Raw genomic sequence first — 23628 nt, 5'->3', positions numbered from 1 at the left:
TCGGCGGAGCACAATATCCGTCGATCGCCGCGCCCCCTTCGATGTACGGTTCTGATGTCCCTGCCCACCACGGATGGCGGGGCCATCGATCCCGTACCGGCGGGTGAACCGGTTGCACATGTATGTGGGGACGCTGTCCTTCGACCTCCTCCTCGGCGACGTACATTCGCTGAAGGAGAAGCGCTCCGTCGTCCGCCCGATCGTCGCCGAGCTCCAGCGCAAGTACGCGGTGAGCGCGGCCGAGGTGGACCACATGAACCTCCATCGCAGGGCGGTCATCGGCCTGGCCATGGTGTCCGGCGACGCGGGGCACCTGAGCGACGTACTGGACCGGTGCGAGCGGCTGGTCGCCGGGCGCCCCGAGGTGGAGCTGCTGTCCGTCAGGCGGCGCTTCCACGGCGAAGACGACTGACGACCACAGCCCAGAGACACGCAGACAGGAAAGAACGGGAGACGGACCAGTGGCCGACAACGCGCGGGCGAAAAGGCTGGCGGACCTCATCCGAGAGGTGGTGGCCCAGAAGCTGCAGCGCGGGATCAAGGACCCGCGGCTCGGCTCGCACGTCACCATCACGGACACCCGGGTCACGGGTGACCTCAGGGAGGCGACCGTCTTCTACACGGTGTACGGGGACGAGGAGGAGCGCAAGGCCGCCGCGGCGGGCCTGGAGAGCGCCAAGGGCGTCCTGCGCTCCGAGGTGGGCCGGGCGGCGGGCGTGAAGTTCACGCCGACCCTGGCCTTCGTCATGGACGCGCTCCCGGACACGGCCCGCACCATCGAGGACCTCCTCGACAAGGCGCGCCAGTCCGACGCCAAGGTGCGCGAGGCGTCCGCGGGCGCCGCGTACGCCGGCGAGGCCGACCCGTACCGCAAGCCGGGCGACGACGAGACGGACGACACCGCCGAATGACCCAGAAGCACACCACGCCCGACGGCCTTGTCATCGTCGACAAGCCGTCGGGCTTCACTTCGCACGACGTGGTCGCCAAGATGCGCGGCATCGCGCGCACCCGGCGCGTCGGCCACGCCGGCACCCTCGACCCGATGGCGACGGGCGTCCTCGTCCTCGGCGTCGAGAGGGCGACCAAGCTCCTCGGCCACCTCGCGCTGACCGAGAAGGAGTACCTGGGCACCATCCGGCTCGGGCAGAACACGCTCACCGACGACGCCGAGGGGGAGATCACCTCCTCCACCGACGCCTCCGCGGTCACCCGCGAGGCCGTCGACGCCGGCGTCGCCGAGCTGACCGGCGACATCATGCAGGTGCCGTCCAGGGTCAGCGCCATCAAGATCAACGGGGTGCGCTCCTACAAGCGGGCCCGGGAGGGCGAGGAGTTCGACATCCCCGCCCGGCCGGTCACCGTCTCCTCGTTCTCCGTGTACGACGTGCGGGAGGCGGTCGCCGAGGACGGCACCCCGGTGCTGGACCTGGTGGTGTCGGTCGTCTGCTCCTCCGGCACCTACATCCGCGCCCTCGCCCGCGACCTGGGCGCAGGACTGGGCGTCGGCGGGCACCTCACCGCGCTGCGCCGCACCCGCGTCGGCCCGTACAAGCTGGACTCCGCGAGGACGCTGGACCAGCTCCAGCAGGAGCTGACGGTGATGCCGATCGCCGAGGCCGCCACGGCCGCGTTCCCGCGCTGGGACGTCGACGACCGGCGGGCCAGGCTGCTCACCAACGGGGTGCGCCTGGAGATGCCCGAGGAGTACGCCGGCTCCGGAGCCGTGGCCGTGTTCGGCCCCGGGGACCGGTTCCTGGCGCTCGTCGAGGAGCAGCGGGGCAAGGCCAGGAGCCTGGCCGTCTTCGGCTGACCGCTTCCGCGGATCCGCCCGTGGAGCGGCGTCACGGGGACGGACGTGACGCCGCTCCACGGCCCCCCTCGGTTCCCCCACCCCTAGGGTGTATCCATCCACCCACGCCTGTTCACCCGTAAGTGCGGGCGCTCGGAGTGAAGCGGGGGAGCGGAAGGGGGCGCGTTCACCGGGCGATCTGTCCCGGTGATCATCCCGGCCCTACTGTCGCAGCCAAGGGCACGGATGCGCGACGGGAGGCTTCGACGATGCCGTCCCCCTACGAACCCCGTGACGAACGGGACATGCCGGACGGGACCCCGGGCCCGTCCGATGTCCTGGTCCGCCTGCACGACCTCGCCGGCCGGCCGCGCGGAACCGGCTTCGTGGCCGATCACCACGGCACGGTGCTCACCAGCCACGAGGCGGTCGACGGCCTGCCCCGGATCGTGCTGCACGCGGCGGGCGACCGCCGGTGCGTGGTGACCGCGGACGCGGTGACCCCGCTGCCCGCGCTCGGCCTGGCCCTGGTCCGCAGCGAAGGGCTCGGCGTCGCCCCGCTGCCGGTCACCGCGCGGCGCACCGTCCGGCCCGGCACCTATGTGCGGATCGCCGCCGGAGGCTGGCGCGAGGCGCGCGTGCTGGGCACGAGCGCCGTGACCTACACCGCCACCGACCGCGCGTACCCCCTCGGCGACGCCCTGGAGCTGGCGGTCGGCACCGCGGGCCGGGACGCGCTGCGGCTCGGCGGCGGCGCCACCGGCGGCCCGGTGCTCGACGCCACCACCAATGCCGTGCTCGGCGTCCTCGGCACCGCGCTCCGCTCGGGCGACCGCGACGGGGGCTTCGCCGTACCGCTGCCTCCCCCTGCCGCCACCGGAGGGCCGCTCGCCGAGCTGCTCGCCGAGAACGAGGCGACGGTCCCGGCCCACGGAGCCGACCTCAACCTCGCCGGGCTGGTGCAGCTCACGGCCTGCTCGGTCGGAGGGGACGGGGCGCCCGGTGCCGTGGGGTCCGTCGTCCGGTCCGCCGCGCGCGCGGGGTCCTCCTCGGCCGGCGGGGACGGGGCGCCCGGTGCCGTGGAGCCCGTCGTCCGGCCCGCCGTACTCGCGGAGTTCGCCGCGTTCGAGCGGGGCGAGGCCGCCGTCCTGGGCCTGGTCGGGCCGCCCGGCAGCGGTCGTACGACGCAACTCGCGGCGCTCGCCGCCCGCCGTCACCGCGCGGGCCGGCCCACGCTCCGGCTGCGCGGTGCCGACCTGGAGGAGGGCGACGGCTCGGTCGCGGACGCCGCCCGCCGGGCACTGGACCGGGCCGCCGCTGTCGTCGCCGCCTCCCGCACCCCGTTCCCGGCCGGCCCGGACGCCCTCGGCGACGTGAGCCCGGAGCACCTGGCCGGGTTCGCCCGCACGGCCGGCCGGCCCCTGCTGCTGCTCCTCGACGGCCCCGAGGAGGTCCTGCTCGACAGGCCGGCCGAGTGGACCGCCGGGACCGCGCGGTGGCTGCGGACGACGGGAGCCCGGCTGGTGGTGGCGTGCCGCGCGGAGCACTGGGAGGAGGCGGGGTTCCCGGAAGAGCTGCTGCACGCCGGCGCACCCCGCCCCGACGGGCTCCCCGCCTGCGTGGCCCTCGGCGACCTCACCACCGAGGAGGCCCACGAGGCGCGTGCCCGCCACGGCATCCCCGAGGGCGCGGTCGCCGACACCGACGCCCGCCACCCCCTGACCCTGCGGATGCTCGCGGACATCCGGTCCGCCCTCGCTGGTGCCACCCCCGACACCCCCGACACCCCCGTCGACCGCGACGACGTCTTCTCGGCCCACCTGGACCTGGTGTGCCTGCGGATCGCCGTCCGCCTCGCCGACGGGAACGGCATCCGCGGCACCGCCGTACGCCGACTCGCCGCCAAGGTCGCCGGGCAGGTGCACGAGGCCGCCCGGCGCAGCCTCGGCACGGGCGGGCTGGACCGGGAGACGTTCGACGCGGTGTTCCCCCGGGGACCCGCCCCCGGCCGGCTCGGCGGCGGCACCGGCTGGGCCTCGGCCGTGCTCGCCGAGGGGCTCCTCGTCCCGGCCGGGACGACCGGCTACCGGTTCGCGGACGAGGAGCTGGCCGACTGGCTCCACGGCACCCACCTCGACGTGGACGACGCCCTGCGCGCCCTGGTCCACACCGCCCCCACCACCCCGGCCACCCACGACGGCCGCACCCCGCGGCCCGCTGTCGCCGAGGACGGCTCCACGCCGCCCGGCCACCGGACCGGGCCCGCCGCCGCTTCCGGCGACCGGGATGCCACTGAGGGCTCTCTTCCGCCGGCCGGCCGCAGGACCGGCGCGGCCGACGGGTGCCGCACCGTGCCGGCCGCCCGGGCCGCCTCCGGCGACCGGGACGCCGCCGAGGTTCCTCTCCCGCGGTCCGGCCGCCGGACCGGTCCGGCGGCCGATCGTCGTGCTCTGCCCGCTGTCGCCTTCGACCCCTGGACCGTTGTCGGTCCCGACCCCTGGGCCGTCGCCGACACCGACTACCGGCCCGTCGCCGACACCGACTACCGGCCCGCCGACGACGGCCTTCTCCCGGCGCGGTCCTTCCGTCGCGGCGGTGCGGCGGAAGGCGCCCACCCGGGAACCGCCGCCGATGGCGGTGGGACGGGTGCGGCGGCCGGCCCGGGGCCCGCGGCCGACGGCGGCGGGGCCGTCGGACGCCCGCCACTGCCCGCCGTCGACTCCGGCGCACGGTCACGGTCCGCAGCCGGTCTCCGTCTCCCACCGGCCGGCCGTCGGGCCGCCCCCGACACCGAAGCCGTCCTCCCGGACGCCGCCCCCGTCCCGCACCACCGCGTCGGTGTCGTCGTCGAGGCCCTGCTGTTCCTCGCGCGGCGGCACGGGAGCCGGCGGCTCTCCTCGCGGCTCATGGATCTGGTGCACGCCCTCGACGCCGCTCCGGGTTCCTGGTGGGCCGCCCGCCTGCTCGGCGGAACCCTCACGCGCGTGGCCGACGCGACGCCGTACACGGACGTGCTGCGGCTGCTGGCCGACCGTCTCGTGGCCTGGCGGGAGCAGCGGCGGAGCGCGCCGCCGGAGCTGGGGCCCGCCTTCTGGACCGCTCTCCGGCTGCCGTTGGAAACGCGGTGCGCACTGCTGCGCCGGCTCGTCCACGCCGACGGCCCTCCGCGCGGGAACGGGCCCCGCTTCCTCGACGCCGCCGCCCGGCTGCTCGCCGCCGACCCCGTCGCCGTACTGCCGTACCTCATCCGCTGGTTCGAGGACGAGCGGCCGCTGCCCGCCACCCCGCACGCCACCGTGGCGACCGCCGCGCAGGCGCTCCTGCACACCCACCGGCGCGCGGCCCCGGACGCGTTGACGGAGGCGCTCGCCGACAGCGCGCACCGGCGGGCCGACCAGCTGCTCACCGTGCTGGCGGCGGAGGAGCCCGCCGCTATGTGCAGGGCCGTCGACCGGTGGGCGAAGGACGAACGACCCGCACGCCGGGCCACGGCCATCGCCTACGGCCTGCTCGTCGCGCCGTACGCGCGCGACGACACCGACCGCACCCTGCTGCGGTACGCGGCGCTCGCCGTCCTCGTCCGCACCGCCGACCGCGAGCTGCACGGCGGCGCCCTCGCCCTCCTCGTGCGCGACCCGAACAGCAGGGAGCGCCACCTCCCGCGGGCCCTGGAGCGCTTCGCGGCCGGCGACCCCCACCTCCCGCCGAGCGCGCTCGTCCCCGCCCTCGACACCCACCCGGAGCCCGTCCTCGACGCCTTCCGGACCAGGCTCGGCGGAGCCGGCGCGGGCGAGACGTTCCGTGTCCTCGCCGACGCCGCCCCACCCGCCCTGGCCCGCCCGGTCGCCGCACTCGTCCGGGAGACGGTGCGGCGGCGACCGGAGCTGACGGGACACGTGGCCGCGTACGCCGACGGGCGGCTGGAGGAGGGCCCGGCCGCCCGTGCCGTACTGAGGACCCTGCTCACCGACCTGCTCGACGGCGGCCCGCAACCACTCCGGGTGGCCCTCGCCGGCGTCCTCGCCGGCCCCGGGACACCGGCCTCCCGCCCGCTGCGCCGCGAACTGCTGGACACCCTGCTCGCCCGCGAGTCCGACCCCGCCGTCCTGGAGGCGGTGCTGCGCGCCGCGGCCCGGAACACCGGCCCCGAGCCGCGCGTCCTCGTCCACCGCACCGGGCTGCTCCTCGTCCGCACCACGGAGGGCGCCGCCCGCTTCGACCGCTGCCTGGCCGACCTGGGCCGTCATGTGCCGGGCTTCGCCGCCGCCCTGGCCGGCTGGCTGACGGACGCCCCGGGCGAGTGGGCCGTGCTCGTCGGGCCCGCCACCCGCCGGACGATCGAGAACCCGGCCGGCGCGGGCGTCCCCGCCTGACCCCGGCCGGCACGTGCGCCCCGTCACACAGCCCCCATGCCGGTGCGGGCCCCCGGCATACGGCATGGCACCCTTAGAGCTGCGCGGAGAAGTCCGCGGACTCGGGTTCGTCCGACGAGGTTTCGACAAGGAGCAGGCACAGTGCAGCGCTGGCGTGGCTTGGAGGACATCCCCCAGGACTGGGGGCGCAGCGTCGTCACCATCGGCTCCTACGACGGAGTCCACCGCGGGCACCAGCTGATCATCCGGCATGCCGTGGACCGCGCCCGGGACCTCGGCGTCCCCGCCGTCGTCGTCACCTTCGACCCGCACCCCAGCGAGGTCGTCCGCCCCGGCAGCCACCCCCCGCTGCTCGCCCCGCACCACCGGCGCGCCGAACTCATGGCCGACCTCGGTGTCGACGCGGTCCTCATCCTGCCCTTCACCACCGAGTTCTCGAAGCTGTCCGCCGCCGACTTCGTCGTCAAGGTGCTGGTCGACAAGCTGCACGCCAAGGCGGTCGTCGAGGGCCCCAACTTCCGCTTCGGCCACAGGGCCGCGGGCACCGTGGAGTTCCTCGCCGAGCAGGGCCGGGTCTACGACTTCGACGTCGAGGTCGTCGACCTGTACGTGTCCGGTGAGGCGGGTGGCGGCGAGCCGTTCTCCTCCACGCTCACCCGCCGCCTGGTCGCCGAGGGCGAGGTCGGGGGCGCCGCCGAGATCCTCGGCCGCCCGCACCGGGTGGAGGGCGTCGTCGTCCGGGGCGCCCAGCGCGGCCGCGACCTGGGCTTCCCCACGGCCAACGTCGAGACCCTCCCGCACACCGCGATCCCCGCCGACGGCGTCTACGCCGGCTGGCTGCACGCCCAGGGCGAGGCCATGCCGGCCGCGATCTCCGTCGGCACCAACCCCCAGTTCGACGGCACCGAGCGCACGGTCGAGGCGTACGCCATCGACCGCGTCGACCTCGACCTGTACGGGCTCCACGTCGCCGTCGACTTCCTGGCCTTCGTGCGCGGCCAGGCGAAGTTCGACACGCTGGAGGCGCTGCTGGAGCAGATGGCCGAGGACGTCGAGCGCTGCAAGGACCTCGTGGCCGCGGCCGGGAAGCCGTAGCCGGTCAGCTCCTCCCGGCGTGCGCCCAGTGGCACGCCACCTGGGCCGCGCCGCCCCCGCCGAGGATCCCCGGGTCCCGGCCCCGGCACGCCTCCGCCACCCCCGCCCGGTCCGCCTCACCGCCCGCCAGGACCTGGCAGCGGGCGTGGAACCGGCACCCGGACGGGACGCGGGACGGGTCCGGGGGCTCGCCCGTGAGGATCACCGGCTCGCCCGGCGCCTCGGGGAGGACCGACAGCAGGGCCCGGGTGTACGGATGCCGGGGGGCCGTCAGGACCCGCTCCACCGGCCCGGTCTCCACGATCCGGCCCAGGTACATCACCGCGACCCGGTCGGCGATGTTCCAGGCCAGCCCCAGATCGTGCGTGACCACCAGCGCGGACAGGCCCAGCTCGGCGCGCAGCCGCAGCAGCAGGGCGAGGATCTCCCCGCGTACGGACGCGTCGAGGGAGGCCACCGGCTCGTCGGCGACGAGGAGTTCGGGTTCCAGCACCAGCGCGCCCGCGATCACCACGCGCTGCCGCTGACCGCCGGACAGCTCGTGCGGATAGCGCAGGAAGAAGCGTTCCGGCGGGCGCAGCCCGGCCCGGGACAGGGCGCCGGCGACCGCAGCCCGCTCGTCACCGCCGTGGCCGTGGATGCGCAGCCCCTCGGCCACCGCGTCGTACACCGTGTGCCGCGGATTGAGCGAGCCGCTCGGGTCCTGCAGCACCAGCTGCACGCGCTTGCGGTACGCCTTCAGGGAGCGGCCGGAGTACTCCAGCGGCCGCCCGTCGAAGGTGATCCGGCCCGCGGTCGGCTCGACCAGGCCCAGCAGGGCGCGGGCCAGCGTCGTCTTGCCGCAGCCCGACTCGCCGACCAGGGCGACGATCTCACCGGGACGGATGTCCAGGTGGACACCGTCCACGGCCCGAGCGTCCGGGGCGCCGTGCCGGCCCGGAAAGGTGACGTGCACGCCCTCGGCACCGAGGAGGGGGGAAGTGGTCATGGGGTACGGGGCCTCGCTTCCTGCGGGGAGTCCGGTCCACCGGGCGCCGTACCTTCCGGAGCGACCCGCACGCACGCCGCCCACCGGTCCGTTCCCGCCTCCCGGAGCGGTGGGTCCTCCGTGGCGCAGGAGTCCAGGGCCACCGGGCACCGCGGACGGAACGCGCAGCCCGACGGCAGCGCCGCCGGGTCCGGCGGATCGCCCGGCAGACCGCGCGGCGCGAAGCGCGACGCCGGGTCGCCGATGCGCGGGAACGCGGCCGACAGCGCCCGGGCGTACGGATGACGGGCGGCCTCGTACACCTGTCCCGCCGGGCCCTCCTCGACCACCCGGCCCGCGTACATCACCGCGAGCCGGTCGCACGTTCCGGCGAGGACCGCCAGATCGTGGCTGATCATGATCAGCCCGACGTCCTGGTCCGCGACCAGCCGCTCGATCAGCCGCAGGATCTGCGCCTGGATCATCACGTCCAGCGCGGTCGTCGGCTCGTCGGCGATGATCAGCCGCGGATCGCAGGCCAGCGCCATGGCGATCATGACGCGCTGCCGCTGACCGCCGGACAGTTCGTGCGGGTAGGCCGTCGCACGGGCGGCCGGAAGACCGACCTGCTCCAGCAGCTCCCCGGTCTTCTTCCGCGCCCCCGCCACCGTGGCCTTCCGGTGCAGCAGGACCGGCTCGGCGATCTGGTCGCCGACGCGCCGCACGGGGTTGAGGGAGTGCATCGCCCCCTGGAACACGATGGACGCCCCGGCCCAGCGGACCGCCCGTACCCGGCCCCACTTCATGGCCAGCACGTCCTCGCCGTCCAGCAGGACCTCGCCGCCCACCCGGGTCCCCGCCGGCAGCAGCCGCAGCAGCGCCAGCGCCAGGGTGGACTTGCCGCAGCCCGACTCCCCGGCGATCCCCAGCTTGCGGCCCGCCTCCAGCCGCAGGTCCACCCCGCGCACGGCGGCCGCCCCGCCCGCGTACGTGACCGTCAGTCCCCTGACGTCGAGCAGAGTCAACGGGCCACCCCCAGCCTGGGGTTGAGGACGGACTCCACGGCCCGTCCGCACAGCGTGAACGCCAGCGCCACCACGGCGATGGCGATGCCCGGCGGCACCAGGTACCACCAGTGCCCGGCACTGACCGCACCCGCCTCCCGGGCGTCCTGCAGCAGCCCGCCCCACGACACCACCGTCGGATCGCCGAGCCCCAGGAACGCCAGCGTCGCCTCCGCCAGGATCGCCGAGGAGATGATCAGCGTCGTCTGCGCCAGCACCAGCGGCATCACATTGGGCAGCACGTGCCGGGACATGACGTGCCAGTGCCCGCCGCCGAGCGCCCGCGCCCGCTCGATGTACGGCCGGGTCTCCACCGCCAGCGTCTGCGCCCGCACCAGCCGTGCCGTCGTCGGCCAGGTCGTCACCCCGATCGCCACGACGATCGTCAGCAGTGAGCGGGACATCACCGTGGCCAGCGCGATCGCCAGCACCAGCGTCGGCATCACCAGGAACCAGTCGGTGATCCGCATCATCACCGTCGCGTACCAGCCCCGGAAGTGCCCCGCCGTCACCCCGATCACCATGCCGATCGCCACCGACAGCACGGCCGCGAGCAGCCCCACCAGCAGCGACACCCGCGACCCCCAGATCACCAGGCCGAGCAGGTTCCGCCCGAACCGGTCCGCGCCGAAGGGCAGTTCACCACTCGGGCGCTCCAGCGGGCTGCCCGGCGCGTCGGTCACGTCGGCCACGTCGGAGCCGACGAGCAGCGGAGCGGCCACGGCGAGCAGCACGAACAGCGCGAGCGTCGCCAGACCGAGGACACCGGCCCGGTGCGTACGGTACTGCCGCCAGAACCGCGCGGCCGAGGCCCGGCGCCGCTGCCACGCCAGGGCGCGAGGGCGCGCGGCCGGCATCTTCTCGGTCGTCATCGGCCCACCCGGGGATCGAACAGCGGATAGATCAGATCGGCGAGCGTGTTCATCAGGATCACCGCGGCGGCGAACACGAGGAACAGCCCCTGCACCAGCGGCAGATCGGGCACGCTCAGCGCCTGGTAGAACAGCCCGCCCAGCCCCGGCCAGGAGAAGACCGTCTCCACCAGGATCACTCCGGCCACCGTCCGCCCGAGGTTGATGAAGATCAGCGTCACGGTCGGCAGCAGCGCGTTGGGCACGGCGTGCCGACGCCGTACGAGGTCGTCGCGCAGCCCCTTGGCCCGCGCGGTGGTCAGATAGTCGCTGCCCATCTCGTCCAGCAGCGCCGACCGCGTCACCAGCAGCGTCTGCCCGTACTCCACGGCCACCAGCGTCACCACCGGCAGCACGAGGTGATGCGCCACGTCCACGACGTACGCGAAGCCCGCCTCACCGCCCGACTCCATGCCACCGGTCGGGAACAGCCCCGGCAGCGGACCGATCCCCACCGACAGCGTGACGATGAGCAGCAGCCCCAGCCAGAAGGACGGCAGGGAGTACAGCGTCAGCGCCAGCCCGGTGTGGAACCGGTCCCCGAACCGCCCGTGCCGCCACGCCGACCGGGTGCCGAGGACGATGCCGAGCACCGTGTACAGCACGAAGGCGGTGCCGGTGAGCAGCAGCGTGTTCGGCAACGCCTCCGAGATCTTGTCGACCACGGGCGCGTTGAACTGGTACGACGTGCCCAGATCGCCGGTGAGCGCCTTGCCGCAGTAGTCGGTGAACTGCTGCCACAGCGGCAGGTCCAGCCCGAACTGCTCCCGGTACACCGCCAGTTGCTCGGCCGAGACCTGCCGTCCCCCGGTCATGAACTTCACCGGGTCGCCGGGGATCAGCCGGAACAGGAAGAAACCGGTGATGAGGACGGCGAGGAGGGACACGGCCGCGCCGGCCACCTTGCCCGCCACGTACCGCGGATAGGCGGTGGTGGCACGGCCGCCGCGGGGCCCGCGGCCGGCCGCCGGTCCGTCCTGCACCGGACCGGCGGCGGCCCCCGTGCTCCCGCCGACCGATGCGGATGTCGCGTCGGAGGTCATGGGTTCCCGTCCGCCGCCTACTCGCGGTCCTCGGCCGTGGCCCGTCGCCGCAGCGCGACGAACGCCCCCAGCCCCGCGAGGACGACGACACCCGCGACGATCCCGGCGACCACGCCCGTCGACGACGAACCACCGCCCGTGTCCCCGGAGTCCGCCGCCGGCACCGCCGACCACCAGCTCCAGTAGCCGTCCTGGCCGTAGATGTTGCCCGCCTCCGCCGGCATGGTGGTGATCGACTCGATGTGGTCCGTGCGGTACGCCTCGACCGCGTTCGGATACGCCATGACGTTCATGTACCCGAGGTCGTACAGCCGCGACTCCATCTGCTTGACGATGTCCGCCCGCTTGCCGGCGTCGTACTCGGCGAGCTGCCGGGCGTAGAGCTCGTCGTACGTCTCGTCGCAGATGAAGTTGTCGGTCGCGCCGGTCTCCTCCGGGGTCGCCGGGAGCGCCGCGCAGGTGTGGATGGACAGTACGAAGTCGGGGTCCGGGTTGACCGACCAGCCGTCGAAGGCGAGGTCGTACTCGCCGGCGAGCCAGGGATCGGTCACGTTGTCCAGGCAGTTGAGCGTGACCCCGATACCGAGGTCGCCCCACCACTCCTCGAGGTACTGGCCGATCGCCTTGTCGTTCGGGTCGGTGGCGTGGCACAGCACGCGGTAGTCGATCGGCCTGCCGTCCTTGCCGACGCGTTTGCCGTCGCCGTTCTTCGTGTAGCCGGCCTCGTCGAGCAGCCGGGCCGCCCTGGCAGGGTCGTACGCCAGCTCCTGTTCGGCCGACGGTTCCCAGAAGTACTGGGAGAAGCGCGGCGGGATGTAGCCCGCTCCCTCCACGGCGTGCCCCTGGAAGACCTTCTCGATGATGGTCTTCCGGTCCACCGCCATGAACAGCGCGTTGCGCACCCGCCGGTCGAGCAGCGAGGGGTGCCCGTCACCCATCTTCTCGCCGTTCTTCGCCTTGGCGCCCGGGTTGGTGGCGAGGGCGTAGAAGCGGCGGCCCGGGGCGTCGTTGACGCGGATGTTCTTCTCGCCCTTCAGCGAGTCCGCCTGCGCGGGCGTCAGGGAGGGCGACCCGGCGACGAACGACACCTCGCCCTTGCGCAGCGCCGACACCGCGGCGTCCTGGTCCTTGTAGTAGCGGAAGACCAGCTCGTCGAACTTGGGCGCCCCGCGCCAGAAGTCCTTGTTCGCCTTCAGCCGCACATGGCTGTCCGCCTTGTAGTCGGTGAGGACGAACGGCCCGTTGCCGACGACGGGGAAGTCCTTGTCGTTGTTGAACTTCGCGTAGTCGTCGACCTTCTCCCACACATGCCGGGGCACGATCGGCACGTCCAGCGCCGTCATCGTGGCCTGCGGCTTCTTCAGCTCGATGACCAGCTTGGTGGGGCTCGGCGCGGTCACCTTCTCGAAGTTGGCGACGAAGCTGCCGTTCGCGGTGGCGGCGCCGGGGTCGGACATCATCGTGTTGAACGTCCAGGCCGCGTCCTCGGCCGTGGCCTGCTTCCCGTCCGACCACGTGGAGTCGGAGCGGATGGTGTACGTCCAGGTCAGCTTGTCCGGCGACGACTCCCACGCGGTGGCCAGACCGGGGACGACGTGGTTGTCCTCGGCGTCGTAGTTCGTCAGGTACTCGTAGGTGAGCCGGTGGATGCTCGTACTGAGCAGCCGTACCGCCAGGAACGGGCTGAGCGAGTCGACGCTCTGCGCCACCGCGACGGTCAGCACCTTGGTGCCGTCGTCGGCCGCCCGGGCCTGCTGCGGCGCCGGGCCGAGCGGGGTGGCGAGCCCGGCGCCGAGGGTGAGCGCGGCGGCGCCGGCCGCCATGACGAGCCGGGTGCGTCCCCGGGTGCGGTGGTGACCGCCGTACTGATCGTTCGTGTCCATGGTCGCTGACCTCACGTCATCGCTCGCACGGGAAGGACGGGCTGATCAGATGAGTGATGAGTGTGTCTATCAGCGACAGCTGCGAGCGTCAACGGCGCGTGCACCCCATGTGGCCTGCGAAAACAAGGAGTTGACGCACATGATGCCGCCCATTGGTCGAGACCACTGACGCGTTCCTGGCCAACGCCTGACGGCGGACTCCTCGGACCGAGGCCGGAGGGACCGCCGGTCCGCCCGGGCGGCCCCCTAGGCCAGGTCGACCGGCCGTGTCCGCAGCTTGGCGGCGATGCGGGCCAGGGCGCGCTGGTCCGAGGCGGTCAGCGGGTCGAGTACCAGCCGGCGCACCGCGTCCACATGGGTCGGCGCGGCCGCGACGACGACCTCGTAGCCCGCGTCGGTCAGGGCGGCGATGGTGAAGCGGCCGTCGTCGGGGTCGGGGTAACGCTCGACCCACCCCCGCGCCTCGAACCGCTTGACGACGTTGGACAGACGGGAGAGCGAGCCGTTCGTGAGATACGCCAGCTCGCTCATGCGCAGCCGGCGCTCCGGGGTCTCGGAGATGTGGCTGAGGGTCAGGTACTCGAAGAGCGTGAGGCCGGCCTCGCGCTGCAACGGCGACTCCAGCCGCCCCGGCAGCAGCAGGACGAGTGAGATCAGGCCGGTCCAGGCCTCCTTCTCGTCCGCGGTGAGCCACTGGGGTTCGTCGGGTGCGGCACCGCTGGTGTCGGGGACTGGGGCACTGCTCATCCGGACAGGTTACCAATCGGCCATGACTTCATGCATGAAGTCAACCGTGGTACGTTCACTTCATACGTGAAGTCAATCGAGAGGATTTCCCGATGTCTGGCACCACCACGGACGTCTCCCGTGCCCCGGAGTTCTTCGTCACCCCCGGCTACGGCCCGAAACACCTGGACCTGCTGCACTACAGCCAGGCGGTGCGCGTCGGCGACCGTGTCGAGATCTCGGGCCAGGGGGGATGGGACGACGACACGAACTTCCCGGAGGCCCTCGAGGACGAGATCGTCCAGGCCTTCGACAACGTAGAAAGGACCCTTGCCGAGGCGGGCGCCACCTGGCGCGACGTCATCGCCGTGGACTCGTTCCACATCCCCGGCGCCACGGACTCCATCGGCGAGGACCACAACCGGGTCATGGTCGACCAGTTCCGCCGGCGCATGGGTGAGCGCGCGCCCATCTGGACGCAGATCGGGGTGGCGGCGCTCGGCGCACCGGGCATGCGCGTCGAGATCCGCGTCACGGCCGTCGTCGGCCACGAGGGCTGACCCCGCCGCGAACAGCGGCAGGGGCGGGCCTCCCGTCACCCGGGAGATCCGCCCCTGCCACGTCGGAGCGCCCCTTACCGCTGCGGGGGCGGCTGCTGTCCGGGCGGGGCCGGATAGGGCTGGCCCGGGACCTGCGGATACGGGTGGCCGGGCTGGGCCGGGGGCTGTCCGGGCGGCGCCTGCTGGGGGTACGGGCCCGGCTGACCGGGGACGGCCTGACCGGGCATGGGCTGACCGGGCATGGGCTGACCGGGCATGGGCTGACCCGGGAAGGGCTGACCGGGGACGGGTTGCCCCGGGGCGGGGTGACCGGGGAAGGGCTGACCGGGGGCGCCCTGGCCCGGCAGCGGCGGGGCGGCGACCGGCGGCGGGTTGCCGTCGGAGGTCCACAGACCGTGCGACTGCTGATGCCGTACGAAGTCCTCGGCGACCATCGCCGCGAGGTTGAAGTACGCCTCCCGCACCTTCGGCCGCATCATGTCGAGGTCGACCTCCGCACCCGCGGCCAGGTGCTCGTCGAACGGTACGACGATCACGCCCCGGCATCGGGTCTGGAAGTGCGCCACGATGTCGTCGACCTTGATCATCTTGCCGGTCTCGCGCACCCCGGAGATCACGGTGAGGGACCGCGAGACGAGGTCCGCGTACCCGTGCGCGGACAGCCAGTCCAGCGTCGTACTGGCGCTGCTCGCACCGTCCACGGACGGCGTGGAGATGATGATCAGCTGGTCGGCGAGGTCCAGCACGCCGCGCATGGCGCTGTAGAGCAGACCTGTACCGGAGTCGGTGAGGATGACCGGGTACTGCTTGCCGAGCACGTCGATCGCGCGCCGGTAGTCCTCGTCGTTGAAGGTCGTGGACACGGCCGGGTCCACGTCGTTGGCGATGATCTCCAGACCGGACGGCGCCTGGGAGGTGAACCGCCGGATGTCCATGTACGAGTTGAGGTACGGGATCGCCTGGACGAGGTCGCGGATGGTGGCCCCGGTCTCGCGCCGCACCCGGCGGCCGAGCGTACCGGCGTCCGGGTTGGCGTCGATCGCGAGGATCTTGTCCTGCCGCTCGGTGGCGAGGGTGGCGCCGAGGGCGGTGGTCGTGGTCGTCTTGCCGACGCCGCCCTTGAGGCTGATGACGGCGATGCGGTAGCAGGACAGCACCGGCGTACGGATCAGCTCCAGCTTCCGCTGCCGCTCGGCCTCCTCCTTCTTCCCGCCCAGCTTGAAACGCGAACCGCCGGCCGCGGGGCGGCTGCTCTTCGCCTTCTGCTTCCGGCTGTTGAGCAGCCGGTCCGAGGACAGCTCCACGGCGGCGGTGTAACCGAGGGGCGCCGCACCGGGGTTGGTCGGCTGCCGCTGGTCGTGCTGTATGGGCTGCGGCCAGGCGGCCCCGGTACGCGGATCGACGGGCTGCTGCTGCGGCACACCGGGCTGCTGCCCCTGCTGCGGCTGCGGGGGGATGCCGGGCTGCTGCGGCTGCTGAGGGAAGCCGTAAGCGCCGGGCTGGGCCGGGGGAGCCGGGGCGGCACCCGGCTGGGGGAAGCCGTAGCCGGCCTGCGGGCCGGGCACGGGCGGGGTGCCGGGCTGGGGCTGCGCGGAGGGCTGCTGCGGGACTGCCGCACCGGGCTGCTGGGGGGCCGACGCCGGGCCGGGTGCGGGGGCGGCCTCGGGCTGCGGGTTCGCCGTGCCGGGGGCACCGGCGGGCGGGAAGCCGTAACCGGCGGGCTGGGCCGGAGGAGTCGGGGCGGCACCCGGCTGGGGGAAGCCGTAGCCGGCGGGAGCGCTGGGCGCTGGGGCCCCGGGCTGCTGTGCGGGGGGCTGGGGGAAGCCGTAACCGGCCTGTGGGGCGGTCGGCGGGTTCCAGGCGGCGGGGGCGGGCTGCGGTGCCTGGGGCTGGAACGGCGGCTGCTGAGCGGGGGCGGCCGGCTGGTCCTGCGCCGCCGCGGGCAGAGGCTGTGCGCCCGCGTCCGCCGGCTGGACGGGTGCCTGCGGTGGCTGCGCGGGCCACTGGTCGGGCGGCGCCGGGGCGGCGGGGTGCGCCGGGGCGGCGGGGTGCGCCGACGGCACCGGGGGCACGCCCTGCGGTGCCGGGAGAGTCCAGGCGGGCGGGGCGTCGGGCGCGGCCGGGGCGGCGTCCCGGGACGTGTCGCCCTCGGGAGCCGCGCCGGCCGGCGCCGGATCGTCCGCCGGTCCGGTGTCCTCGGGGCCGGTCTTCGGCTCCGCCGGAGCGGCGTCGCCCTCCACGTCGGTCACCGAGGACCCGGCATCCTCGGTTTCCGCCTCGTCGGCCGTGATGTCCTCGGGGCCGGAGACCGCGCCGGCGCCGGGCTCGTCGGCCGTACCGGAAGCTTCCTCGGAGCCGTCGGCGTCCGACGGGCCGTCGGGGGTCCCCGCAGCGCTCTCGGCGTCGTCGTGGGTTCCGCCCTCACCGTCGGACGGCTCCAGCCGCACCTCGGCCTCGGCCCCGGACTCGGCCTCGGCCCCGGACTCTGCTTCCGCGCCCGCCTCGCGCTCCGCGATCTCCCGCTTCAGCGCGGCGGCGGAGAAGCGGATCGTCGCACCGCTCTCCAGATCACCGTTGTCGGCCTGGAAACCACCGACCGGGCTGTCCGGCACGGCCGGAGGGAAAGCCGCCCCCGACTCCGCGGGCTCCTTCTCCGCTTCCGGCCGCTGTGGCTCGAACCCACTCCCCACCGGAAGCCTCGGCACGGCCACCGGCTCCCCGGAGGGCGGCGCGGGCGGCGTGAACGGCGCGGCGGGCGCGGGCGCCGGAGGCGTGAACGGGGCGCCCGATGAGGGCGCGGGCGCCGGCGGAGTGAAGGGCGCCCCCGGCGCGGGCGCGTGCGGCGGCGGAGTCGACCCCGGCAGCGGCGGAACGGGTCCACCGGAGGAAGGAGCCGAAGGAGCCGAGAAAGCCGGAGAAGCCGAAGGATCCGAAGCAGGCGAGGAGGGCGACGAACCGGATGAAGCGGACGACGCCCCCGGCTCCGAACTCCCCGAAGCGTTCTGCGTGTACCAGGCCGGCGGCGCGTAGTCGATGGTGAACTCGCCCGTCGTCTCGATGGCGGACTCCGCGTCGGGCTGGTCATCGCCGGGTGTCGCCCAGCCCCCGAGCGTCCCGTCCCGATCGCTGCTCACAGTTCCTCCTGGTGTGGTCGAGCACCCTTGTGCCGTGCTGGGGCGACCATTTCTCGTCGTCCGACGTGTCCGAAAAGGAAACGAAGTCGTCCGAACCGGCCCTCCCTGTGGGACGCCGATGCCCGGCCTCCGGGTTCTGGCGTCGCGCCGGGTACCACCCTAATCACCAGTAGCCCCGCCCCGTCAGCCCCGCCCACCGCGCAGCACCTGCGGTGGGCGTCACGCGCCGTCACCCACCGGTCGGCAAACACCTACAGATACGTCAAACCGCACATGACGCCCGAAGGGCTGTGAGTCGTCCGGTCAGTCCATACGACGCGGCGTTCCCACCAGACCGATCTCGGCGTCCGTCGGCTGCGTCATCACGTACTGCCGGTCCCGCTCCGTACACCACAAGGTGACGCCGTCGGCGAGCGTGGGAAGCGCCTCGTACTCGGCCCGGGGCAATCCCGTCACCCGCCCGATCTCCACCGCCTCATCAGGTGAGACGCGTTGCACACCCACCAGGCGTGCCTGACGCGCCAGCCTGGGCGCGACCGGACTCAGATAGGGCAGAAGCGTGAGGACGGACTGCCAGGGCGCCGAGGTCACCCGCCCGCGCGGCGGTCGCATGCCGCAGTCCCGGATCACCAGGACGGGACCCGTCGCCGAGGCACCGAGCGGCGGTACCCGGCCCACCTCGTGCACGGTCATCCCGGACTGGCCGCCGCCGACCGCCTGCACGACCTGCGCCCAGTGACCGGGCCGACCGGTCTCCACCGCGACCCGCGCCCCCGTCGCCGCCGCGCGCAGCGCCAGCACCTGCGTCGTCCACAGACCACCGATGAGCAGGATGTCGAACGGTGTCGGGCGGTTCACCCCGAGAACAGCGGGCTGTCCCTCGGCGTTCACACCCACCACGACTCCGTCGTCGCCTATGGGCAGGGCCAGCATGTCGGCCTCGGCCAAGGACAGTGTGTGCCGTGGGTGCCGGGGTCCCAGCAACCCGAACCCGGTGCGCAGGCGGTCCCGGAGACCGACGGGCGGCTGCGCACCGGCGACCGGACCGGCCGGTGTGGTGGATGTCGGCATGACCATCAGCGGGCACCTCCGAGCGGCAGAGTGGCGAGCACACCGGGCAGTTGCTCCCGGTCCAGGCGTACGATCCCGGTCCGCGCCCGGCGTGCGGTGTGCTCCAGTGCGCGGCGGGCCTCGGCCAGCTCGGTGCTGCTGCGACCGGTGACCCGCATGTGTCCGGTGACCGCCACGTCCCGCTGCCCGCTGCGGGCCAGGGTCAGGCTGAACGTCGTCGCCAGCGCGGGAACCGCCGTCAACTCGGCGACGAGCTGGGGCAGACCGTCGCCGGGACCGCCGAGCGGGGGCCAGCGACGGACCCAGTACGTGGTGTGCCTGCGGTTGTCGCACCGCCAGCTGCGGCTGGACTCCTCGGTCCGCCGCCGGGGCGCGTCGCTCTGTCCGGCCTGGGCGGTCACCATGGGGTTGGCGCACGCCGACGTACTGATGGCGGCCGTCAGTTCCTCCTCGGTCAGCAGGCTCGCCCGGAAACCGGCGCCCGTCAGCCGGCTGGACAGGTGCTCCGCCGACCGCACCAGGCACTTCTGCGCCCCGAGGAGCCCGCCACCACGCGCGGCCACCGCTTCAGGACAGAGCTCGTGGTCGAGTTTCAGCGCGATCCACATGATGCGGACCGCCGGCGAGACGCTTTCGGTCTGCAACTGCTGGTAGTTGGTCACCACGACGGACTGCTGGGGCAGGTGGGGCGCGGGCGCGGGCTGCGTGTGCAGCACGACCTGAGCCGACTCCAGCCGGATGCCGTCCACCTCCAGCGCGTCCCGGACCAGCGCGAGCGGAAGCGGCCTGCGACCGCGCTCGGCACGCAGGGCACCGGCGTCGGCCTCCACCTGGAGGACAGCGCTGAGGAAGCTCCCGTCACCCACCATGCCCACCGGCCGCCGGTCACGGTCGCCACCGTGGTCGTAGGTGTGCGTCCGCAGGTTCGGCTCACACTCCACCGCGGGCATCAGACCGGGGTCGACGTCCGGCGGTACCGGGGCTTTCGCCGCTCTCCGGAGGCGGGCACGCAGAGCCAGCCGACTGCTCAGCCAGTCCGGCAGGGAGTGTCCACGCCGCCGTACGACCGCGAGCACACAGAGGAGGACGGCGACGACGGCACCCGGTATCAGGACGAAAGGGCCGATGAGCCAGCCGCACACCACCAGGGCGGCCGCCAACTCCAGCAGCACCAGCCGTTGGACCAGGAAGGAGCCGCCGTGCCCCGAACGCGTCCGCAGACGGGGTACGGCGGCCCTCGATATCGCCGATTGCGATCGCGACCGGGTCCGTGGCGCGGAAGCCATCACTGAAAAACCCCCGAACTCTCCCTAAAACACTGCCCGCAGGAAACCGGCAGGGCCCCAGCACCCTACCCGTGCCACACACCCGAACGCGCAGCAGGCATAGTAGGGGCCGGGACTGACAGTCGGGGTTCCAGAGGCAGCCGGGGGTGCGGGGACTGATGTTCAGTGGCCACCCACTGAACATCCACCGGTCCTCCACTTCCTCGCACGGGGAGAGAACGAAAGCAGATGGCATCACGGCGCGATGAACTGAACGCCTACACCTTCGCGAAGCGCCGCACGCTCGCGTCCTTCCTGCAGCCCTCCCCCTCGGGTTCGGAAGAGGACGCCCCCAAACCACTCAGGGCGGTCGTGCCGGGCGTCATCGTCGGCGTGGTCGTCCTCGCCGTGTTCGGCGCGATCGGCCTGTTCAGTCCCACGGCCCCGAAGGGGTGGGACGAACCGGGGGCACACGTGATCGTGGCCAGCGACTCCACCACGCGGTACGTCGTGCTCAAGACGGACGGGAAGAAGCAGCTGCACCCCGTCCTCAACATGGCGTCCGCGAAGCTCCTCCTGGACCCCGACAAGGACAGCGTCATCACCGTCAAGGAGAAGGTCCTCGACAGCGGCGAACCACCGCACGGCGCCACGATCGGCATCCCCTACGCGCCCGACCGGCTGCCCTCGCCCGAGGAGGCCGAGGCCGCCAAGCGCTGGGCGGTCTGCGAACGGCCCGGCGCCGGCGGCCGCGCCATCCAGAAGGCGGCGTTCGTTCTCGCGGAGAAGGAGTGGTCCAGGACCGAGGGCTCCGGCAGGCTCACCGGGGGCGAGCTGATGTACGTCGTCGGCCCGGACGGCACCTCCCCGTACGTGGTCGACTCCCGCGGCTCCGCCTACCCGCTGGCCGACCCGGCCGACAAGGAACTCCTCAAGGCCCTCGACACCCAGGGGCGCGCCCCGCAGCGCGTGTCCCAGGAGTGGCTGGACACCCTTCACCAGGGCGACCCGATCTCCATCCCGGAGATCCCGGGCACACCGGGCGCGGAAGCGGGAGCCGCCGAGGCCCTCCGCCAGTACGACAAGGTCGGCATGGTCATCAAGGCGTACGACGGCCGGCGCATGCAGTACTACGTCGTCCTGCCCGGCGAGGTGGCGCGCATCTCCGAGTTCACCGCCACCCTGCTGCTCAACAGCGGCGACCTGGTCGGTGTCGGGCAGGCGGGCGAGGCCCAGCAGGTCAGCCCCGGCGCGGTCGTCGACAGCACGGACTTCGAGGGGGAGAGGAACTGGCCGTCGTACCGGCCGAAGACGGTCAACGACGGCACCACCGCGGCCTCCGGCCACAACACCGTCTGCAACGTCCTGCGCTCGGTGGACGCCAAGAACGGCAGGACGACCCTGTCCACCTGGGTGGGCACCGATTTCCCGGCGCAGTTGCCCACCGGCTCGTCCAGCGCCTACGTCACCCCGGGCTCCGGCCAGCTCTACCGGCAGTTCCAGGGCACGGAGACCGACGCCGGCGGGGTCTTCCTGGTCACCGACACGGGGCTGCGCTACGCCCTGCAGTCCAACAGCGACAGCGCCACGGACGACGAGGGGATCGGAACCTCCGACAAGCAGCGTGAGCAGGGACTCAACGAGGCCAAGATCGCCCAGACCCGCCTCGGCTACGAGAAGGTCGCACCCTCTCCCGTCCCGGCACAGTGGTCGACGTTCCTGCCCACCGGTCCGCGCCTGTCGGAAGCGGCTGCGCGGCAGCCGCAGGGTTCCTAACCGCCACGGCCCGTCAGGAAGCGACCAGCCATGCCGACACACACCCGCACCGGACGTGACGCCACCGAACGGACCGAGGACGCACGCGCGGTCCGACACCCCCGCGCACTGCCGCGCACGACGCTGACCGTGCTCGCCGCCACCGTCCTCACGGGGACCGTCCTGGTGTTCCCGGCAGCCCCCGAGGCACGGGCGGACGACGCCGGACGATGCACGTTCCCGTCCAAGAAGTACGAGGGCCGGCCGTGGGCGCTGCAACGCGTCAACCTCGACGCGCTGTGGGCACAGTCGAAGGGGGAGGACGTCCGGGTCGCGGTGATCGACACGGGCGTCGACGTGAAGAACCCCCAGCTCTCCGACGCCGTCGACGCGTCGAAGGGCAGGAACCTCCTGCCGTCGAAGAACGCCAAGGGCGAGAAGATCGAGCGCGGCAACGCGCAGGGCACCACCGACACCGTCGGCCACGGCACCCGCGTGGCCGGCATCATCGCGGCCCGCCCCGCCGAAGGCACCGGCTTCGTCGGTCTGGCCCCCGAGGCCACGATCATCCCGATCAAGCAGAACGACGCGGAGGGCAACGGCACCGCCGAGACCCTCGCGGCCGCGATCCGCCACGCCGTCCAGGCGGGCGCCGACGTCATCAACATCTCCCAGGACACGGCCAACGCCGTCCGGCCCGACCCGAGCCTGGAGGAGGCGGTCGACCACGCCCTGGACCAGGAGGTCGTGATCGTCGCCTCGGCCGGGAACGACGGCCTCGGAGGCAACGTCAAGGTCACCTACCCGGCCTCCTACGAGGGCGTTCTCGCCGTGGCGGCATCCGACCGCAACAACGAACGGGCGCCCTTCTCCCAGTCCGGTGAGTTCGTGGGCGTGGCCGCCCCCGGCGTCGACATGGTGTCCACCGTCCCCGGCAACGGCCACTGCGCGGACAACGGCACCAGCTTCTCCGCCCCGTACGTGGCCGGGGTGGCGGCACTGCTGAAGGCCAAGTTCCCGAAGTGGACCGCCCGCCAGATCGTCGCCCAGATCGAACAGACCGCGGAACGCTCGATCCCCGGCCACGACCGCCTGGTCGGCTGGGGCGTGATCGACCCCGTCAAGGCCCTCACGGACGTCGATCCGGCCCGCCCCGTGGAATCCCCCCGGGCCGAGGAAGGGGCGATCCGCGCGAAGGCGCCCGCCGTGGCCCCCCTGCACTTCGGCGAGACGGCCGAGGAACGCAACACCCGTCTGGGGACGTACGTGGTGGTCGGCGGCCTGGTCCTGGCGGCGGGCCTGACCGGTACGGCGGTCGCGGTGCGAGACGCACGACGCCGGCACGGAGGCCGGGGAGGCCACGCATGACACAACTGTCGATGATCTGTTTGGTCCTGGCCGCCGTGCTGCTCGCGATGGCCTGCGTCAAGGCCGACCGCGTACGGGCCTGGCGCGCGTCCCTCAACCCGTCGGCCCCCGACGTCCCGGACGCGGCCTTCGTCGTCACGCGCCTGGTGCTGGTCACGATGGCCGTGCTCCTGATCGTCGTGGGCTTCCGCGGCCTGGCCGTCGAGGACGACGCGGAGTGGAGCGCCGACGAACTGACCAGCGCCGTGGAGCAGGCGGTGACGGCCCTGGACGGCACGACGAGACTCGAGGGCTCCAGCGGCAGCGACTCCGCGGTCGACGAGGAGAACGCCACGATGATCGAGGACGAGGTCGTGGAACACGGCGGCGGCGACGCCCCGCAACTCGGAGTCGAGGCCCGCCCGACCGCCGGCAACACGGCCACCGACTCGACCTACACCGTCTCGGGCGACGGCGCGGGAGTCGCCTTCTGCGTCCACGTGCAGCGCACCCGCTCCAAGAAGCACGACCATCTGGTCCCGAGCCTCAGCGGAGGCGATGGAACGACGATACCGGGCTACGCGTACGCGGTGACGAGCCGCAAGGGCGCCTGCTGACCCTCCCGCCCGCCCCTCAACGACA

At 73.4% G+C, this 23628-nt stretch carries 18 protein-coding genes; 9 read left to right on the top strand and 9 right to left on the bottom strand.

Features of this window, described 5'->3' with window-relative positions:
* Nucleotides 1-118: 118 nt before the first annotated feature.
* From KUM38_RS16455 to KUM38_RS16430, 5 genes are all read left to right on the top strand, one after another.
* A complete protein-coding gene (locus tag KUM38_RS16455; protein WP_019330973.1) occupies nt 119-412 on the top strand; it encodes a DUF503 domain-containing protein in 294 nt (97 codons plus the stop codon).
* Nucleotides 413-461: 49 nt separating this feature from the next.
* The gene (rbfA, locus tag KUM38_RS16450) at nt 462-911 is read left to right on the top strand and encodes a 30S ribosome-binding factor RbfA (RefSeq protein WP_217130120.1); all 450 of its coding nucleotides are present in this window, start codon (nt 462-464) and stop codon (nt 909-911) included.
* Nucleotides 908-1813 (top strand): tRNA pseudouridine(55) synthase TruB, encoded by a 906-nt coding sequence (truB, locus tag KUM38_RS16445; protein WP_217130119.1) that lies wholly within the window; start codon nt 908-910, stop codon nt 1811-1813. The genes rbfA and truB overlap by 4 nt, the downstream gene beginning before the upstream one ends.
* Before the next feature lie 248 nt (nt 1814-2061).
* Nucleotides 2062-6165, top strand: coding sequence for a trypsin-like peptidase domain-containing protein (locus KUM38_RS41890; protein WP_374227057.1), 4104 nt, complete (start codon nt 2062-2064; stop codon nt 6163-6165).
* Nucleotides 6166-6306: 141 nt separating this feature from the next.
* Nucleotides 6307-7260, top strand: coding sequence for a bifunctional riboflavin kinase/FAD synthetase (locus tag KUM38_RS16430; protein ID WP_217130118.1), 954 nt, complete (start codon nt 6307-6309; stop codon nt 7258-7260).
* A 4-nt stretch (nt 7261-7264) separates the two neighbouring features.
* On the opposite strand, the gene KUM38_RS16425 is transcribed toward KUM38_RS16430, so the two are convergent.
* The 6 genes from KUM38_RS16425 to KUM38_RS16400 all read right to left on the bottom strand — a co-directional run bounded on the left by KUM38_RS16425 (nt 7265) and on the right by KUM38_RS16400 (nt 13875).
* Nucleotides 7265-8248 carry an ABC transporter ATP-binding protein gene (locus KUM38_RS16425; protein WP_217130117.1) on the bottom strand — a complete coding sequence of 328 codons (984 nt, stop codon included), beginning with the start codon at nt 8246-8248 and terminating at the stop codon, nt 7265-7267.
* Nucleotides 8245-9252, bottom strand: a complete 1008-nt coding sequence (locus tag KUM38_RS16420) for an ABC transporter ATP-binding protein (RefSeq protein WP_217130116.1) — start codon at nt 9250-9252, stop codon at nt 8245-8247. The genes KUM38_RS16425 and KUM38_RS16420 overlap by 4 nt, the downstream gene beginning before the upstream one ends.
* Entirely contained in the window at nt 9249-10163 is a 915-nt protein-coding gene (locus KUM38_RS16415; RefSeq protein ID WP_217130115.1) for an ABC transporter permease, read from the bottom strand. Before KUM38_RS16415 ends, KUM38_RS16420 begins: the two co-directional genes overlap by 4 nt.
* On the bottom strand, nt 10160-11245 hold the full coding sequence (locus KUM38_RS16410; protein WP_254397278.1) for an ABC transporter permease: 1086 nt from the start codon (nt 11243-11245) through the stop codon (nt 10160-10162). The genes KUM38_RS16415 and KUM38_RS16410 overlap by 4 nt, the downstream gene beginning before the upstream one ends.
* A 17-nt stretch (nt 11246-11262) precedes the next feature.
* Entirely contained in the window at nt 11263-13128 is a 1866-nt protein-coding gene (locus KUM38_RS16405; protein WP_217130114.1) for an ABC transporter substrate-binding protein, read from the bottom strand.
* A gap of 246 nt (nt 13129-13374) precedes the next feature.
* The gene (locus tag KUM38_RS16400; RefSeq protein ID WP_217130113.1) at nt 13375-13875 is read right to left on the bottom strand and encodes a MarR family winged helix-turn-helix transcriptional regulator; all 501 of its coding nucleotides are present in this window, start codon (nt 13873-13875) and stop codon (nt 13375-13377) included.
* 92 nt (nt 13876-13967) lie between these two features.
* Here KUM38_RS16400 and KUM38_RS16395 point away from each other — a divergent pair, with 92 nt between their 5' ends.
* Nucleotides 13968-14414, top strand: a complete 447-nt coding sequence (locus KUM38_RS16395) for a RidA family protein (protein WP_217130112.1) — start codon at nt 13968-13970, stop codon at nt 14412-14414.
* 74 nt (nt 14415-14488) lie between these two features.
* Here the strand turns inward: KUM38_RS16395 and KUM38_RS16390 are convergent, their stop codons facing one another.
* The 3 genes from KUM38_RS16390 to eccE all read right to left on the bottom strand — a co-directional run bounded on the left by KUM38_RS16390 (nt 14489) and on the right by eccE (nt 19905).
* Complete coding sequence (locus tag KUM38_RS16390) at nt 14489-17548, bottom strand: SCO5717 family growth-regulating ATPase (protein ID WP_217130111.1); 3060 nt, start codon at nt 17546-17548, stop codon at nt 14489-14491.
* A gap of 303 nt (nt 17549-17851) precedes the next feature.
* Nucleotides 17852-18625 (bottom strand): hypothetical protein, encoded by a 774-nt coding sequence (locus tag KUM38_RS16385; RefSeq protein ID WP_217130110.1) that lies wholly within the window; start codon nt 18623-18625, stop codon nt 17852-17854.
* A complete protein-coding gene (gene eccE, locus KUM38_RS16380) occupies nt 18625-19905 on the bottom strand; it encodes a type VII secretion protein EccE (protein ID WP_217130109.1) in 1281 nt (426 codons plus the stop codon). Before eccE ends, KUM38_RS16385 begins: the two co-directional genes overlap by 1 nt.
* 228 nt (nt 19906-20133) lie before the next feature.
* On the opposite strand from eccE, the gene eccB reads away from it, so the two are divergent.
* From eccB to KUM38_RS16365, 3 genes are read left to right on the top strand one after another with little or no spacing between them, the layout of a single operon-like run.
* Complete coding sequence (gene eccB / locus KUM38_RS16375; protein ID WP_217130108.1) at nt 20134-21660, top strand: type VII secretion protein EccB; 1527 nt, start codon at nt 20134-20136, stop codon at nt 21658-21660.
* A gap of 30 nt (nt 21661-21690) precedes the next feature.
* On the top strand, nt 21691-23007 hold the full coding sequence (gene mycP / locus KUM38_RS16370) for a type VII secretion-associated serine protease mycosin (protein WP_217130107.1): 1317 nt from the start codon (nt 21691-21693) through the stop codon (nt 23005-23007).
* Nucleotides 23004-23603 carry a hypothetical protein gene (locus tag KUM38_RS16365; RefSeq protein WP_217130106.1) on the top strand — a complete coding sequence of 200 codons (600 nt, stop codon included), beginning with the start codon at nt 23004-23006 and terminating at the stop codon, nt 23601-23603. Before mycP ends, KUM38_RS16365 begins: the two co-directional genes overlap by 4 nt.
* The last annotated feature ends 25 nt before the right edge of the window (nt 23604-23628 follow it).

Source organism: Streptomyces sp. AC558_RSS880, from assembly GCF_019049255.1.
In the GTDB taxonomy this organism is placed as follows: Bacteria; Actinomycetota; Actinomycetes; order Streptomycetales; family Streptomycetaceae; genus Streptomyces.
The sequence above is the reverse complement of the archived record's forward strand: the minus strand, read 5'-3'. Positions and strand labels throughout refer to the sequence as shown.

Excerpts from the sequence above, each read along its gene's own strand:
- KUM38_RS16405 (WP_217130114.1), bottom strand. The coding sequence starts at position 13,128 with ATGGACACGAACGATCAGTACGGCGGTCACCACCGCACCCGGGGACGC.
- KUM38_RS16385 (WP_217130110.1), bottom strand. The coding sequence starts at position 18,625 with ATGGTCATGCCGACATCCACCACACCGGCCGGTCCGGTCGCCGGTGCG.
- eccE (WP_217130109.1), bottom strand. The coding sequence starts at position 19,905 with ATGGCTTCCGCGCCACGGACCCGGTCGCGATCGCAATCGGCGATATCG.
- KUM38_RS16365 (WP_217130106.1), top strand. The coding sequence starts at position 23,004 with ATGACACAACTGTCGATGATCTGTTTGGTCCTGGCCGCCGTGCTGCTC.
- KUM38_RS41890 (WP_374227057.1), top strand. The coding sequence starts at position 2,062 with ATGCCGTCCCCCTACGAACCCCGTGACGAACGGGACATGCCGGACGGG.
- KUM38_RS16425 (WP_217130117.1), bottom strand. The coding sequence starts at position 8,248 with ATGACCACTTCCCCCCTCCTCGGTGCCGAGGGCGTGCACGTCACCTTT.
- KUM38_RS16415 (WP_217130115.1), bottom strand. The coding sequence starts at position 10,163 with ATGACGACCGAGAAGATGCCGGCCGCGCGCCCTCGCGCCCTGGCGTGG.
- eccB (WP_217130108.1), top strand. The coding sequence starts at position 20,134 with ATGGCATCACGGCGCGATGAACTGAACGCCTACACCTTCGCGAAGCGC.
- KUM38_RS16455 (WP_019330973.1), top strand. The coding sequence starts at position 119 with ATGTATGTGGGGACGCTGTCCTTCGACCTCCTCCTCGGCGACGTACAT.
- mycP (WP_217130107.1), top strand. The coding sequence starts at position 21,691 with ATGCCGACACACACCCGCACCGGACGTGACGCCACCGAACGGACCGAG.
- KUM38_RS16400 (WP_217130113.1), bottom strand. The coding sequence starts at position 13,875 with ATGAGCAGTGCCCCAGTCCCCGACACCAGCGGTGCCGCACCCGACGAA.
- KUM38_RS16410 (WP_254397278.1), bottom strand. The coding sequence starts at position 11,245 with ATGACCTCCGACGCGACATCCGCATCGGTCGGCGGGAGCACGGGGGCC.
- KUM38_RS16395 (WP_217130112.1), top strand. The coding sequence starts at position 13,968 with ATGTCTGGCACCACCACGGACGTCTCCCGTGCCCCGGAGTTCTTCGTC.
- truB (WP_217130119.1), top strand. The coding sequence starts at position 908 with ATGACCCAGAAGCACACCACGCCCGACGGCCTTGTCATCGTCGACAAG.